Below are 13,683 nucleotides of genomic sequence, written 5' to 3'. Positions count from 1 at the left end.
CGGCGCCTCTTGGGGAAAGTGATCCACCGCTTCGGGTGATACCGGAGCGGAAGGAGATCAAATGCCCCCTAGACGTACCGCCCGCGCCGCAGTCGGCGCGGGCCTCATCGGAGCTCTCGCCGTGCCGCTCGGCCCGACCCTCCCGGCGGGCGCCGACACGGCGCCCGCCCCGGCCGGGCCCACACGGACCGTGACGCTCCTCACCGGCGACGTGGTAAAGGTCCGGCCGGTCAAGGGCCGCCTGCCGCTCGTGTCGGTCACCCCCGGCAGCGGCCGTAAGAACCGGATGTTCAGCACCAGCATCCGGCCCGACGGCCACGTGGTGGTGCTGCCCGCCGACGTGACCGGGTTGGTCGGGAAGGTGATCGACCCCGCGCTGTTCGACGTGACCGGGCTGATCAAGCAGGGGTACGACGACGCGCGCAGCCGCGAGCTGCCGCTGATCGTCCAGCGCTCGGGAACGGCCCGCGCCAAGGCCGCCCTCGGCGGGGAGCTGCGGGAGACCCGGGCCCTGCCGAGCATCGGCGCGGTCGCCGTCCGCCAGCCCCGGGCCAAGGCGCCCAACCTGGGCAACGCGCTCGCCGGGCTCCGCACGTCCCCCCGCGTGCTGACCACCGGCGTCAAGCACATCTGGCTCGACCGCAAGCTCAAGGCCACCACCCTCCATGCCGGTGCACGCTCGGTGACCGCCCTACCCGGCAGTGCGCCGGTCGCGGCGACGCCCGGCAGTGCGCGGGCCGCGGCGACGCCCGGCAGTGCGCCGGGCACGGCGACGCCCCGCAGTGCGCGGGCGGCGGCGACGCCCGGCAGCGCGCGGGCGGCGGCGACGCTCGACCGCAACCTGACGCAGGTCGGGGCGCCGCGGGCATGGGGAACGGGGGTCACCGGGCGCGGGACCAAGGTCGCCGTGCTGGACACCGGAGTGGATCCGAACCATCCGGACCTCAAGGGACGCGTCGCCGAGAGGGCGAACTTCAGCGAGTCGCCCGACACCGTGGACCGGTTCGGGCACGGCACGCACGTCGCCGCGACCATCGCGGGGACCGGCGCCGCGGCCAAGGGCGAACGCAAGGGCGTCGCCCCGGACGCCGAACTGCTGATCGGCAAGGTCCTCGACGACGACGGCAACGGAACGGACTCGGGCGTGCTCGCGGGCATGGAGTGGGCCGCCCCGCGCGCCAAGGTCGTCAACATGAGCCTCGGCGGGGAACCGACCGACGGCACCGACCCGCTGGCCGAGGCCCTCAACACTCTGACCCAGAAGCACGGCACGCTGTTCGTCGTGGCGGCGGGCAACGCAGGGGCGATCTCCTCCGTCTCCACCCCGGCGACGGCTGACGAGGCCCTCGCGGTCGGCGCCGTCAACGGGTCCGACAAGCTCGCCGAGTTCTCCAGCCGAGGTCCGCGTACGGGCCGGTACGCCGCCAAGCCCGAGATCGTCGCACCCGGAGTCGACATCGTCGCGGCCCGCGCCGAGGGCACCAGGATGGGCAAGGTGATCGACGCCGACTACACGTCCTCTTCGGGCACGTCCATGGCGTCGCCGCACGTCGCGGGCGCCGCGGCACTCGCCCTGCAAAAGCACCCGAACTGGACACCCCAGCAGATCAAGGCGGCGCTCGTCGGCTCCACCGACCCGGCCACCGGCGGCGACGCCTTCGAACTGGGCTCCGGACGCCTCAACGCGGGCACGGCGGTGACCGCGCCGGTCGTCGCGGCCATGGCCGCCCCGCACCTGGGGACGTCCGCGTACCCCGCGCACCCGGCGCTGTCCGCCAAGATCGGCTGGAGGTCCACGGCGGGAGCGGTCTCGCTCGACCTGTCCGTCAAGGTCACCGATCGCGAAGGCAAGGTCATCTCCGGCGTGGCGTCGCTGCCCGCGAGGGTGGACGTCCCAGCGGGCGGCAGCAACCATGTCGCGTTGGAGGCCAAGGCACCCAAGGCCCCTGGCCTCTACACTGCGGAGGTAACTGCCAAGGGCGCGGGCACGACCGTCCGCACGCCCGTCACGTTCTACGTCGAGCCGCCGAGCCACACCCTCACCATCGTGGCCAAGCCCCTCCCGAACTCGCCCGAGGGGAAGACCACGGCGCAAGCCGAGATCATGAACCTCACCGACGCCGCGATCTACAGCAACTGGACTGAGGTCAGCACCGAGGGGACGACCCAGGTGCGCGTGCCCGCAGGCCGCTACGGCGTGCTCGGCAAGGTCTACGACACCGACGGCAACGGTGAGGTCATGCGCGGCGCCATAGCCGGTACTCCCGAGGTGCTCGTCGACCGGGACCTCACGGTCACCCTGGACGGATCCGTGGCGAACCCCGTCAAGGCGAGCGTGCAGGGCCTGGAGACCAAGGAGGTCACGACGAATGCCGCCCTCCTCCGGACGCTCCGACAGGGCTCCTGGGCCACGATGCTCTACAACGGCATGGCGGAGGGCCATTCCGTTCACGTCCAGCCAATGGGCGGCGTCCAGACCGGCAGCCTCAAGGCGTACGGCGGTCACCGGCTGACCGCGCCCGGGAAGGTCTACGACCTGATCGCGCCCGTCCCGACCGGCGACCCCGCCACCGTGATCACTCCGGCCGACCAGGCGCGGATGGCCCAGGTGGAGCAGCGGTTCGGCGCGTTCGACGGCGACACCTCCCAGGACATGCGCGAACGGCGCATCGGGGTCACGCCCGAGGGGCTGCAGCTGGCCGACTCGTCCGGCGATGTGCCGGCGGGCTCCACCCGGACCGACTACCTGCTGGCGCCGGCCGGCACGATCTGGTTCGGCTATGGAGCTCCCGGCACCATCGAATGGGTCGATCTCCCTCCGGCCTCCGAATTCAAGCCGGGCAGCAAGACGACCTTCACCTGGGGCCGCCAGCCGCTGAGGCCGGGTCCCGCCAACCAGCCGAACCTCACCGACAACCAGTGCCAACCCGCGCCGACGGCCCGTACGCGGGGTGAGATGACGATCGCAATCGTCGACATGCAGGCGCGTCCGGACGGCTGGGACTGCATTCTCGACGGCGTCAAGGGCCAGCACATGGTGCTCAGCGCGGACGGCAAGAAGATCGGCGAGTACGACGGCGACAGCCATGACCGTCCCGCCCGCTTCGCCGTTCCCACCCGCGCGGCGAACTACGAGCTGACGTACGAGAACGACGCGTCCGACGTCCTGCCCGTGTCAGTGCGGACCTCCACGAAGTGGACGTTCCGTTCGGCGGCGCCGTCGGGGCAGGAGAGTGCGCTCCTCCCGCTGGTGACCGTGGATTACGACCTGGCGCTCGACCTGCTGGGCAAACCCACGGGCCGGCCCGCCACGTTCGACGTCCCGGCGGGCAAGAGCCTGAAGCTCTGGACGTCTCTGGACGACGGCAAGACCTGGCAGTCCGCGCAGGTCACGTCCCTGGGCTCCGGCCGCTTCAGTGCCCCCCTGCCCAAGATGACCTCTGGCCAGGGAGTCTCCCTTCGCGTCCACGCCACGGACGCCAAGGGCAACGCCATCGACCAGGACATCATCCGCGCCTACAGAATCCGCTGATCCCCTCTGAACCGGCCCCGTGCGAGACCCTCACCGGCCCTTCGCGCGGGGCCCTTCCCCGCCAGCCAACGGACGCCCGCGCCAGCAAAAGGGTAAGGCCCTCGCTGACGCTCGGACAGCCCCATCGGGGCTCCCGCCCCGAGCCCCAAGCTGGGGGCTCCGCCCCCAGACCCCCACCCCTTCAGTGGCCCAACCCCTTCGCAAGAGGCCACAGGATCGCCGGCCGCGCCATTAGTGCCCGAAAAGACACGGTCCGTCCGGCCCCGGTGGCGCGGTGGGGTCGGCGGTGTTCAGCGTGTGATGATGATGGCCAGGGCCAGGTATTTGTTTCCTACGAGGGGGAAGCCCCAGGACAGGTCTGTGCCGTGCTGGAGGTCGGCCAGCGCGGACCCGAACCAGTCGCTTCGGCTGATGCCGCTGGTCTGTGAGTGAGTCATCTTGGGGGCGTGCTGGTCGAAGGTCTCTAGGAGCCAGTTCACGGCGTCCTGGGGTGTGGTGGTCTTCCTTTGCAGCATGCTTTGTGGCTTGTTCAGCCAGTCGCGGGTCATGACCGGTGGCGTGGTCATGTTGAGGTCACCGCACAGAGCGTCCCGCTTGGGTCCTTGGGCCGTGGCGGTGTCCCCGTGCCACAGATAGCAGTGGAAGACCATCGACAGGTGTCCTTGGAGGAGGGCAGGCCCCGCCTTGTGCGGGACCTGCCTGTGGGGTGGTGTGGTTAGGCGGGGGCGGCGGTCAGGGCCGGGGAGTCGTGCGGCAGGTCGAATTCCCCTGCTTTCGCTCCGGTGATGAAGTTGTGCCACTCGAAGTGGTCGAACTTGGAGACGTTGCCCTGCTCGTCGGTGACGATGACCGCGTCGCGGACGATGGCGACGTTCACGCACCCGCAGGTCTCCTGTTGCCCGTCGCACGAACTTGACTTGATGAACACATGGCCTCCCTTGAGCCTTCGGGGTTGTTTGAACCGGCCGACCGCGCCGCGCTGTTTGTCAGGCGTGATCGGCTGGGGATCATGGGGTTGGAGGACGGTGCCCAGGGCACAGGTCGCCCGCCTGTGGGGGCGCGTGTGTTTCGGGCTCCTGGGTGTTGATGGTCTCGACCATCGGGGCGGCGTTGGTGCCTCGGGGCGGAGATGTCGCCTGGTGGGGGTTGCAGGCCACCGTTGCGCCGATGTGTTCCCACCAGCCGGGACCGTAGGTGATGGGTTTGCGGCAATGCCGACAGAGCGGCCCGTCAGCCATGGCCCTGGACCGTCAGAGCGCGCACGCCCATAACGCGCGCCACCGAGCAAGCAACCTGCTGAACGTCCCTCACGTGCCCGATGCGCTGGGACTGCTTGTCGGCCCGCAGCCAGACGAACCACCAACCGGTCCCAGCATCGAAATCACACCCAACTTCCTCACGAGCATCGGATTCGTGCTTGGTGACCACGAGGCGGGCCGGCAGGCTGGCTCGTTCGACTCTCAGGTCTGGCCAGACTCGGGTGATCTCACAGCTCAGCTCGTCTAGGAGCACAGCTCGCTGGTTATCCGGCGTTGGCTGGTCCGGGCGGGTCTCTCGGTGCTGAGGTCCCTCGAAGCTCATGCCTCGAAGTTAGAAGCGGCATTACGGGGGTAGCCAGGAAGTTGCTTCAGGTTCCTTGGAGACGGCTACGGGCGGTCTCAATCTCTTCCCGAGCGGCTGCGCCGAATACCGTTTGGTTCCGCAGAGTTGCGAAGACGCGGAGGAAGTAGGCGATGTTCTCTGGTCGGGATGTCTGGAACGCACCCGACCAGAACTCTTGCTTGAGCAAGCTCTCATCAAACAGATAGAACCCCTCACCGGGGTACAACGACCTAGCCCTCCCCTGAGGAATGATGCCCACCGAGACGTACGGGAGAGTCGACACCTCCTTGAGGTAGTCGAGCTGGCCGTTCATCACTTCGAGGCCGCCTGTGTTGTTGGTAAGGGCGGAGGCTTCCAGCAAGAACGTGAACATGGGTGCCCCGGTGCCGAGGAACCTCTTGCGAGCCATCCGGTTGTGGGCGGCCTCTTCGACGTCTTCGAGTGGCAGGCCGTGAAGCCTCGCATGAATCGTGAACTGAGCCTTGGCGTATTCGACCGTCTGCAGGAAACCAGGGATGAACAGGGACTCATACACCCGGATGAGCTTGGACTTGGCGTACAGGTCCATGGCTTGGAACTGAAGCCGCTTCATTCCTGGCCGATGCCACCGCTTGTAGTCGGTCCACATCTGCTCGATCTCACGGCTCGTGGCTATGAGTTCGGGGATCAACCCCTCAGCGTTGCAGGTGTCCGCCCACTTGCGGATGTCTTCCTCGGTAGGGCTCTGCGTCCCATGCTCAATTTTCGAGACCTTGGTCTTATGCCATCCGCATCGACGCGCAAGCTCGACTCCGGTGAGTCCTGCGTCAAGGCGAAGCTCTTTGAGCTGAGTCCCGAACGCGCGCTTCGCGGACTCGGACGGCTGCTGGTCAGACACCTTGCGAGGGCTTGTATTCGCCGTTGGGGATGCCCAGCGACCACGCCCGCTCAAAAGCTTCGACGCAGAACCTCACCTCGTCCGGATCAGTCGAGAGCTGTATGTCCGTCTGCTGGTTGTCCCCGCCAATGAGATTGAAGATGACGAGATCATCACGGATGAGGCAGTCGTTCCCCGGCAAGGAGACGGCCGACGCCTTCGGCCGAGGAAGCCAACGGAGTCGTTCGGCAGGATCGGCCAACTCAAGGGCCATGCGCTGATACTCCGATGGCGGTTCGGAGATGACCCGCACTCGCCGGTATGGGAAGCCCTGACTGGCTCTCTGCGTGAGAAAGTCCCGGTGACCACGCATCGTGTCTTCGACGGTCTCACGGTCGCCTGAGCGCCACGCTTCGAAAAGAGGCCGGTCTACCTCGTAGAAATCCCGAAGCTCTAGCTTTCGGATCTCTTGGGCAGGCTCGCCGAACAGCAGCTCAAGACGGCGTGACGCCGATATCAATTCCATAGCGCTCCCTGACGTACTTCCGACCCGCAGCTGTCACCGTGGTCAAGAGTCTTCGTGGTGTCACCTTTGTTGGAGCCTGGGGTCGGCACCCGGTCTGGGGCTCCGCCCTTAGATGCCTTCTCCGCGTAGGTGTGGATCAGGGCCACCGTGGACGGTATTGAGCAAGGCTTCCTCGTAGGCGGCCCTGACGACGTCCACGGCCACCAGCAGCATGGCCCGCTGTGACTCCCGTCCAATGTCATCGGCCGTCACGGCTGATCCGGCTGGATCGGCAGCGACGCTTGCTCGATCTCGGACATCTGCCGCTCCAACTCCGCCTCGGTCCTTGCCCGGAGCATATGACCGCCGCCGCCTATCCACACCGGATAAGCGATGAAGCGCGTCTCGTAGACCGACCAGAGCACCATCCACCGACCTCGGTGTTTCTGCCGCAGTTCTTCTGCCCGCTCTTGTGGAGTTTGGAGGGCATTGCCCTTATTGTCGTTGTTGTATTGTCTGTCGTAAATCACCGCGTCACCTCTTGCTCGTCTATGCGACTTCTGGTCATCTGCTGACGAGCGTGGCTCCACAGGCCTACGTTGTCACCGTTGAAGCGGATTCCTGAAACACCTGGGAGCAACCGATGCCTCGTCGAGAGTCACTTGATCCGGACTCCTCGATGTGGGACTGGATGGCGGTTGACCTCAGGTTCCACCGCCTCAAGCACGGGCTTTCAGGGTCCCAGCTGGGGCGGATCATCAACTGCTCCCGGCATACTGTTTCAAACCTTGAGGCAGGACGGCCCGGCTGGTGGCTCAAAGAAGATCAAGCAGTCAAGCTCGATCAGTATTTCGCTCTGAACGGCCACTTTAAAAGGCTGCTGCGCTATGCGCGCCTCGGCCATGATCCCGATTGGTTCAAGGCGCATGTCCAGTACGAGGCCAGAGCGACAGAACACAAGATCTACGAGCTTGGCGTCATCCCTGGACTCCTGCAGACCCCCGACTATGCACGCGCCCTGTTTCGGTCCTTCGGCTCCAAGGACGTCGAAGGCCAGGTGGCGACGCGCATGGAACGTCAACGAGCCGTCTTCGACGAGAATCCGCCCTTCCTCTGGGTGATTCTCGCTCAACCAGTTCTCGAGTGGCTCGTGGGCGGCCCCAATGTCATGCGTGAACAACTCACCCGACTCCTCGAAGTGGCCGAACAGCCGGACGTCATACTCCGCGTGGTCCACAAGTCGGCAGGCGGACATCCCGGCCTTGGAGGGGCATTCCAGATCATGACCGTCGAAGGTGCCGATCTGGTGTATACCGAAGCTCTAGGCGGTGGAAGACTGGTGGAAGGAGGCTCCGAGGTGCAGGCTTTTGCGCGGCGCTTTGGGCGCATCGGTGCACAGGCCCTGACTGAGAGTGCTTCGCTGAAACACGTCCAGCAAGCGATGGAGACCTTGAGATGACTCAGTGGCGCAAATCCAGCCAGAGCCTGGGCGAAGACAACAGCAACTGCGTTGAGATCGCCCGCCTAGCCGAAGGCATCGGGGTCAGGGACTCCAAGGCGCCCGACGCTGGGGACCTCGCCCTGTCAACTGAGAACTTCGCTGACCTTGTCGCCCGTGTGAAGCGGGCAGAGTTGAACCTGTAGAAACTTGGACAAGCCCTGTGGGCCCCGGCTGCACCAGCCTCGCTGGCCTTGCGGAGGGGTTGGGCCACTGAAGGGGTGGGGGGTCTGGGGGCGGAGCCCCCAGCTTGGGGTTCGGGGCGGGAGCCCCGATAGGGCTGTCCGAGCGGAGCGAGGGCCTTGCTTTTGAGGGTCCACGGCGCCTCGCTTATGAGCGGGTGCGGCGGGCGATCACTAGGAGGTCGATCGTCGAGACGGCCACGATCACGGAGCAGACCGCCTCTTTGCCTGAATCTTGGCGTGGAAGGGAAGGCGCCAGGCGGCGGGGTTCAGGAGCCGCCTAGGCCTGCTTCTCTGGCTAGGACTATGGCTTGGGCTCGGTCGGCTACGTGGAGCTTCATGAAGATGTTGGAGACGTGGTTGCGGACCGTCTTCTGGCTCAGGAAGAGGGTGGCGGCTATGTCCTGATTGCTGCGGCCTTGGGCGATCAGTTCGAGGACTTCGCGTTCGCGTTCGGTGAGCTGGGGGAAGGCGGCCTGGCGGGGGTCGGGCATGTCGGTGAAGTAGGCGAGGACACGGCGGGCGATCTCGGGACCGTAGATGGCCTCGCCGGCGGCCACGGCCTTGACGGCGCGGGCGATCTCCTCGGCGCCGGACTCCTTGAGGAGGTAGCCGCGGGCACCGGCGCGCATGGCGGCGAAGACGGAATCGTCGTCGCGGAACATGGTCAGCACCAGGACGCCGATCCGCGGGCTCGTGCGGGTGATCGTGCGGGTGGCCTCGATGCCGTTGCCGCCGGGCATGTGGAGGTCCATCACGACGACGTCCGGCTGGAGCTCGGCGGCGAGTTTCACGGCCTCGGGCCCGTTCTCGGCCTCGGCGACGACCTCCACGCCGAGGGCCGTCAGGAGCCCCTTGAGGCCCTGGCGGAAGACAGGGTGATCATCGGTGATGAGGACCCGTATGCCCTCTGCGCTCATGTTCGTCCGCCTTTGCCGGTCGAAGGCCGATGCTACCCGGCACGGCGAGGGGAAGGCGCGCCGAGACGACCGTGCCGCCGCCGGCACGCGAGGTGATCGTGCAGCCGCCGCCGACCTCGGCTGCCCATTCGCGCATGGCCGCCAGGCCGCGGCCGCTGTGCGTGGAGCGGACGCCGTTGGAGTGGTGAGTGTGGCCGTTGCGCAGGCCCTTGCCGGAGTCCGCCACCGTGAGATGCAGCTCGGTGTCACGGCTCAGAAGGACGAGCGCGGTGCACGCGTCGGAGTGCCTGCGGACGTTCGTGAGGGCTTCGGCGACGATGTGGTAGGCGGCCACCTCGGTGGCAGCGGGGAGATTCGAGGGGTCGCCGTCGAACCTGACGTCCACCCGTTCGCAGGCGCCCTCCGCGAGGGATTCGATCGCGCCCACCAGCCCCAGATCGTCCAGCGCCGGTGGGCGCAGCCCGTGCGCCAGGTCGCGGACCTCCCCGATCGTCGTGGCGAGGCGGTCGCGGATCTCGCAGAGGATCGGGTCCACCCGGCCGGGATCGGTGGCGAGCATGATCCTGGCCTCGTCGAGCGACATGGCCACGCTGGCCAGCGTCGGACCCAGCTCGTCGTGCAGGTTGTGGCGGAGGCGGCGGCGTTCCTCCTCGTGGGCGGCGAGCATCCGCGCCCGGGATCGCTGGAGGTTCGCGGTCAGCCGTACGAGGTGCGGGATGCTCGCCAGGTGCGCCGTCACCGCCCCGGCGGTGAACGCGCCGGCCACGCAGGCCGCACGCGCCAGTAGCCCTCGCATCCCGTCCTTCCCCTCGCGCCGGTGTTCGGGCCGCCCTGATCGGAGCGGGTTCGTCCGGAACGACCCTGTCCGGTGGGGTGACCCGGTGTCAGGTGACCTGTGTCCCGAGCGCAACGGGAAAACGCATTCTGATCATGGTCCGGGGTCAGTCCTCGACGTCATCCCGCAGGTTGCGCATGGCGGAGGCCACGGTGACGCTGCTGTAGACGCGGGTGGACGAGAGGGCCGAGGACGAGTCCGGCGCCGGGTAGACGAGCCCGAACGTGCTGTCGGTCATCCAGGCGCACATCGCCGTTGAGATCGACGGAACGGAGGTGATGGTGGAGGTGTAGCGGATGCTCACGCAGGCCGCCTCCCCGTCGCCGCCCGCGTTGCTGACCGGCAGCGTCAGCGTGCTGAACCGGGATGAGGTCATCTCGCGGTCCACTGCCCGCCGGAAGCTCGTCACGAGGTCGTCGGGATCGAAGTCGCCCTCCGCGCCGACGAAGACGTAACGGTCGGTGCCCGCGCCATAGACGGCGGACTTGACCGTGTCGACCTTGTAGCCGCTGACCTGCTGGATGATCCGGCGCTGGCTGCTGATCGTCGTGCCCATCCGGACCTCGGCCGAGAAGTCGCGACTGCGGCCGCCCGCGACCGTCGGGGTTTCGATCGTGTGCTCGTTCATGCTGACGGCGACGACCGCCACGACGATGACCAGCACGACGGCCGCGACACCGGCGAAGATCACGCCCAGCACGCAGCCCGCGCTGGAGCGCCGCCGCGGCGGCGGCCCGTACGCCATCGGAGGCGGGCTGTAGCCGTAGCCGTAGGGCTGTCCGGGCGGCCCGCCGGGTGCGGGCGGGGGGTTCCAACCGCTCATATCAAGGCTCCTTCTCGGGCCGGGCGAGCGATTCAAGGGGATACTCGCCCGGCGGATTCCGATGCGTTGGACGTACGCGGCGCCCATCGCGTTTCGCCTCAGTGAGCGGTTTCTTGATTCTGTCCGAGTCCGGCCCTCCCTCGGGCCGGTCCGGGTGGGTCCTGCTGCTCGATGCGGTTCCTACTTCTCGATCTCGACGTCCTGCCGGAACTTGCGCATGATGTCGCCGGTCGCGGCCATCGAGGTGTTGGGAGCGGTGGGCACGACCACGCCGAACGAGCTGCTCGTGGCCCAGGCACACTCGGAGATCGTCACCCCGGACTGGCTGATCTGGCTGCAGGCGGCCTTGCCACCGTTCGGCCCGGGCGTGGTGTCGGTCGTCGGTGAACCGACCTTGCGTGCGGCCTCCTTGAAGCCGTTGATGAAGTCGTCGACGCCGCTGCCGAGGTCGCCGGTGCCGCCGATGAACATCACCCCGGCGGGAGTGGCGCCGGCCGACGTCCCGCTGGGGTCCTTGTAGAAGGCGGAGCGGAACGAGGTGATCTTGCCCTTGGTCTCGGTCTCCATCTGGCCGCGCAGTGTCTGGATGCTCGTCGCCAGCTGGTTCTCGGTGGACGAGTCGCGCTGCATGCCGGCCACGGACTGCGGGGTGGTGATCGTGTAGTCGGGCCCGGAGCCGCCGACGGCGATGAACACCGCCACGCCCGCGATCAGAACCACCACGACCGCGCCGACGATCAGGCCGATGATCAGGCCCGTACCCGACTTGCGACGCGGTGGTGCGCCGTAGGGACCGGGCTGGCCGTACGGACCGGGCTGGCCAGGTTGCCCGTACGAGCCGGGCTGGCCAGGTTGCCCGTACGAGCCCGGCTGACCAGGCTGCCCATACGAGCCGGGCTGGCCGGGTTGGGTGGGCGGACCGTACGAGCCTGGTTGCCCGTACTGGCCTGGCTGCCCATACGCACCCGGCTGCCCGTAGTCGCTGGGGCCGCCAGAGCCCCCAGACGGATAGCCCGGCTGTTGCGGTGGCTGTTGCGGTGGCTGTTGGCCATAGCCGCCGGGGCCACCCTGCTCGCCCTGACCGCCTTGCCCCGGCGGAGGGTTCCAACCGCTCATGTCATCTCCTCAGCACCGGAGCGGATCTCGACGCGAGGTCGGGGTAAGGAGCCGCACCGGCTGGTTCTGTTTCTATTGACGCATCCCAAGGGCGGCATGTTCTACATGTCGGCGCCCCGTAGAATCTGGGCCCGTGACACAGCCCAGCAGTGAGCGCGGCCAGGGCGCCGCCGACGTCGACCTGCCCACCCAGTACCAGCCGGCGAACGTCGAGGGCAGGCTCTATGAACGCTGGGTATCCGCAGGCTACTTCGCCGCTGACGCTTCTCGAGACCCGAGCGCCCCTTCCTACTCGATCGTCATCCCCCCGCCCAACGTGACCGGCTCGCTCCACATGGGGCACGCCCTGGACCACTCGATCCAGGACACGCTGATCCGCCGCCGCCGCATGCAGGGGTACGAGACGGCCTGGATCCCCGGCATGGACCACGCCGGGATCGCCACCCAGAACGTCGTCGAGCGCGAGCTGGCCAAGGAGGGCAAGTCCCGGCACGACCTGGGCCGCGAGGCCTTCGTCGAGCGCGTCTGGCAATGGAAGGCCGAGTCCGGCGGCCGCATCCTCGGCCAGATGAAGCGGCTCGGCGACAGCGTCGACTGGTCGCGCGAGGCGTTCACGATGGACGACGACCGCGCCCGCGCCGTCCGCACGATCTTCAAGCGGCTGTTCGACGACGGCCTGATCTACCGGGCCGAACGGATCATCAACTGGTGCCCGCGCTGCCTGACCGCGCTGTCGGACATCGAGGTGGAGCACGCCGACCGCGAGGGCGAGCTCGTCTCGATCCGTTACTCCGACGACATCGTGGTGGCGACGACGCGCGCGGAGACGATGCTCGGCGACACCGCCGTGGCCGTCCACCCCGAGGACGACCGCTACAAGCACCTCGTCGGCACCGAGGTCGAGCTGCCGCTCACCGGCCGCCGCATCAAGATCGTGGCGGACGAGCACGTGGACCCCGAGTTCGGCACCGGCTGTGTCAAGGTCACCCCGGCGCACGACCCCAACGACTTCGAGATCGGCCGCCGGCACGCGCTGCCCTCGATCACGATCATGGACGAACGCGGCGTCATCACCGCGCACGGCCCGTTCGAGGGGCTGGACCGCTTCGAGGCGCGCCCGGCGGTCGTCGCGGCGCTCCGCGAGGAGGGCCGGATCGTCAAGGAGGTCCGCCCGTACGAGCACGCCGTCGGCCACTGCCAGCGCTGCGCCACGGTCGTCGAGCCCCGTGTCTCGCTGCAGTGGTTCGTCAAGGTCGAGCCGCTGGCCAAGGCCGCCGGCGACGCCGTCCGCGACGGCCGCGTCGAGATCCACCCGCCGGAGATGGGCGCGCGCTACTTCGCCTGGGTCGACAACATGCACGACTGGTGCATCAGCCGCCAGCTGTGGTGGGGCCACCGGATCCCCGTCTGGTACGGGCCGGAGGGCGAGTCGTTCTGCGCCGGTCCCGACGAAGAGCCGCCCGCCGGCTGGACGCAGGACACCGACGTCCTCGACACGTGGTTCTCGTCGGCGTTGTGGCCGTTCTCCACGCTCGGCTGGCCGGACGGCACACCCGATCTCAAGCGCTTTTACCCCACCTCCGTACTGGTCACGGGCTACGACATCCTCTTCTTCTGGGTCGCCCGGATGATGATGTTCGGGCTGTACGCCATGGACGGCGTCGAGCCCTTCAAGACCATCGCCCTCCACGGTATGGTCCGCGACCAGCACGGCAAGAAGATGTCCAAGTCGTTCGGCAACGTCGTCGACCCGCTCGACTGGATCGACCGTTACGGTGCCGACGCCACCCGCTTCACCCTCCTGCGCGGCGCCA

13 protein-coding genes are annotated in these 13,683 nt (G+C 67.8%); 4 read left to right on the top strand and 9 right to left on the bottom strand.

Annotated features, from left to right (window positions below; genetic code table 11):
* Positions 1 to 61 precede the first annotated feature (61 nt).
* The gene (locus tag ACH34W_RS54185; protein WP_395969134.1) at positions 62 to 3,532 is read left to right on the top strand and encodes a S8 family peptidase; all 3,471 of its coding nucleotides are present in this window, start codon (positions 62 to 64) and stop codon (positions 3,530 to 3,532) included.
* 290 nt (positions 3,533 to 3,822) lie between these two features.
* On the opposite strand, the gene ACH34W_RS54180 is transcribed toward ACH34W_RS54185, so the two are convergent.
* The 5 genes from ACH34W_RS54180 to ACH34W_RS54160 form a co-directional block, all read right to left on the bottom strand.
* A complete protein-coding gene (locus tag ACH34W_RS54180) occupies positions 3,823 to 4,182 on the bottom strand; it encodes a hypothetical protein (protein ID WP_395969133.1) in 360 nt (119 codons plus the stop codon).
* A 65-nt stretch (positions 4,183 to 4,247) separates the two neighbouring features.
* Positions 4,248 to 4,409, bottom strand: coding sequence for a hypothetical protein (locus ACH34W_RS54175; RefSeq protein WP_395969132.1), 162 nt, complete (start codon positions 4,407 to 4,409; stop codon positions 4,248 to 4,250).
* Between the two features lie 750 nt (positions 4,410 to 5,159).
* Positions 5,160 to 6,011: a helix-turn-helix domain-containing protein gene (locus ACH34W_RS54170; protein ID WP_395969131.1), complete on the bottom strand. Its 852-nt coding sequence runs from the start codon at positions 6,009 to 6,011 to the stop codon at positions 5,160 to 5,162.
* Positions 6,004 to 6,516 carry a DUF6879 family protein gene (locus ACH34W_RS54165; protein WP_395969130.1) on the bottom strand — a complete coding sequence of 171 codons (513 nt, stop codon included), beginning with the start codon at positions 6,514 to 6,516 and terminating at the stop codon, positions 6,004 to 6,006. The genes ACH34W_RS54170 and ACH34W_RS54165 overlap by 8 nt, the downstream gene beginning before the upstream one ends.
* Positions 6,517 to 6,764: 248 nt before the next feature.
* The gene (locus ACH34W_RS54160) at positions 6,765 to 7,025 is read right to left on the bottom strand and encodes a hypothetical protein (RefSeq protein ID WP_395969129.1); all 261 of its coding nucleotides are present in this window, start codon (positions 7,023 to 7,025) and stop codon (positions 6,765 to 6,767) included.
* A 161-nt stretch (positions 7,026 to 7,186) separates the two neighbouring features.
* On the opposite strand from ACH34W_RS54160, the gene ACH34W_RS54155 reads away from it, so the two are divergent.
* Positions 7,187 to 7,954, top strand: a complete 768-nt coding sequence (locus ACH34W_RS54155; protein WP_395969128.1) for a Scr1 family TA system antitoxin-like transcriptional regulator — start codon at positions 7,187 to 7,189, stop codon at positions 7,952 to 7,954.
* Entirely contained in the window at positions 7,951 to 8,139 is a 189-nt protein-coding gene (locus ACH34W_RS54150; protein ID WP_395969127.1) for a DUF397 domain-containing protein, read from the top strand. Before ACH34W_RS54155 ends, ACH34W_RS54150 begins: the two co-directional genes overlap by 4 nt.
* A 305-nt stretch (positions 8,140 to 8,444) precedes the next feature.
* Here ACH34W_RS54150 and ACH34W_RS54145 read toward each other — a convergent pair whose 3' ends face one another.
* The 4 genes from ACH34W_RS54145 to ACH34W_RS54130 all read right to left on the bottom strand — a co-directional run bounded on the left by ACH34W_RS54145 (position 8,445) and on the right by ACH34W_RS54130 (position 11,869).
* Positions 8,445 to 9,095, bottom strand: a complete 651-nt coding sequence (locus tag ACH34W_RS54145) for a response regulator (RefSeq protein ID WP_395969126.1) — start codon at positions 9,093 to 9,095, stop codon at positions 8,445 to 8,447.
* Positions 9,058 to 9,891 carry a sensor histidine kinase gene (locus ACH34W_RS54140; protein WP_395969125.1) on the bottom strand — a complete coding sequence of 278 codons (834 nt, stop codon included), beginning with the start codon at positions 9,889 to 9,891 and terminating at the stop codon, positions 9,058 to 9,060. The genes ACH34W_RS54145 and ACH34W_RS54140 overlap by 38 nt, the downstream gene beginning before the upstream one ends.
* Before the next feature lie 145 nt (positions 9,892 to 10,036).
* Positions 10,037 to 10,753: a hypothetical protein gene (locus ACH34W_RS54135; protein WP_395969124.1), complete on the bottom strand. Its 717-nt coding sequence runs from the start codon at positions 10,751 to 10,753 to the stop codon at positions 10,037 to 10,039.
* Between the two features lie 180 nt (positions 10,754 to 10,933).
* Positions 10,934 to 11,869: a hypothetical protein gene (locus ACH34W_RS54130; protein WP_395969123.1), complete on the bottom strand. Its 936-nt coding sequence runs from the start codon at positions 11,867 to 11,869 to the stop codon at positions 10,934 to 10,936.
* A 133-nt stretch (positions 11,870 to 12,002) separates the two neighbouring features.
* On the opposite strand from ACH34W_RS54130, the gene ACH34W_RS54125 reads away from it, so the two are divergent.
* The coding region (locus ACH34W_RS54125) for a valine--tRNA ligase (protein WP_395969122.1) at positions 12,003 to 13,683 on the top strand (1,681 nt) is incomplete at its 3' end.

Source organism: Actinomadura sp. 6N118 (genome assembly GCF_044326415.1).
Taxonomy (GTDB): domain Bacteria; phylum Actinomycetota; class Actinomycetes; order Streptosporangiales; family Streptosporangiaceae; genus Spirillospora.
This window is presented reverse-complemented; position numbering and strand designations above follow the sequence as displayed.

What these genes read in the sequence shown, in the direction of transcription:
- ACH34W_RS54145 (WP_395969126.1), bottom strand. Translation starts at nt 9,095, where the DNA reads ATGAGCGCAGAGGGCATACGGGTCCTCATCACCGATGATCACCCTGTC.
- ACH34W_RS54130 (WP_395969123.1), bottom strand. Translation starts at nt 11,869, where the DNA reads ATGAGCGGTTGGAACCCTCCGCCGGGGCAAGGCGGTCAGGGCGAGCAG.
- ACH34W_RS54140 (WP_395969125.1), bottom strand. Translation starts at nt 9,891, where the DNA reads ATGCGAGGGCTACTGGCGCGTGCGGCCTGCGTGGCCGGCGCGTTCACC.
- ACH34W_RS54180 (WP_395969133.1), bottom strand. Translation starts at nt 4,182, where the DNA reads ATGGTCTTCCACTGCTATCTGTGGCACGGGGACACCGCCACGGCCCAA.
- ACH34W_RS54135 (WP_395969124.1), bottom strand. Translation starts at nt 10,753, where the DNA reads ATGAGCGGTTGGAACCCCCCGCCCGCACCCGGCGGGCCGCCCGGACAG.
- ACH34W_RS54155 (WP_395969128.1), top strand. Translation starts at nt 7,187, where the DNA reads ATGGCGGTTGACCTCAGGTTCCACCGCCTCAAGCACGGGCTTTCAGGG.
- ACH34W_RS54150 (WP_395969127.1), top strand. Translation starts at nt 7,951, where the DNA reads ATGACTCAGTGGCGCAAATCCAGCCAGAGCCTGGGCGAAGACAACAGC.
- ACH34W_RS54185 (WP_395969134.1), top strand. Translation starts at nt 62, where the DNA reads ATGCCCCCTAGACGTACCGCCCGCGCCGCAGTCGGCGCGGGCCTCATC.
- ACH34W_RS54165 (WP_395969130.1), bottom strand. Translation starts at nt 6,516, where the DNA reads ATGGAATTGATATCGGCGTCACGCCGTCTTGAGCTGCTGTTCGGCGAG.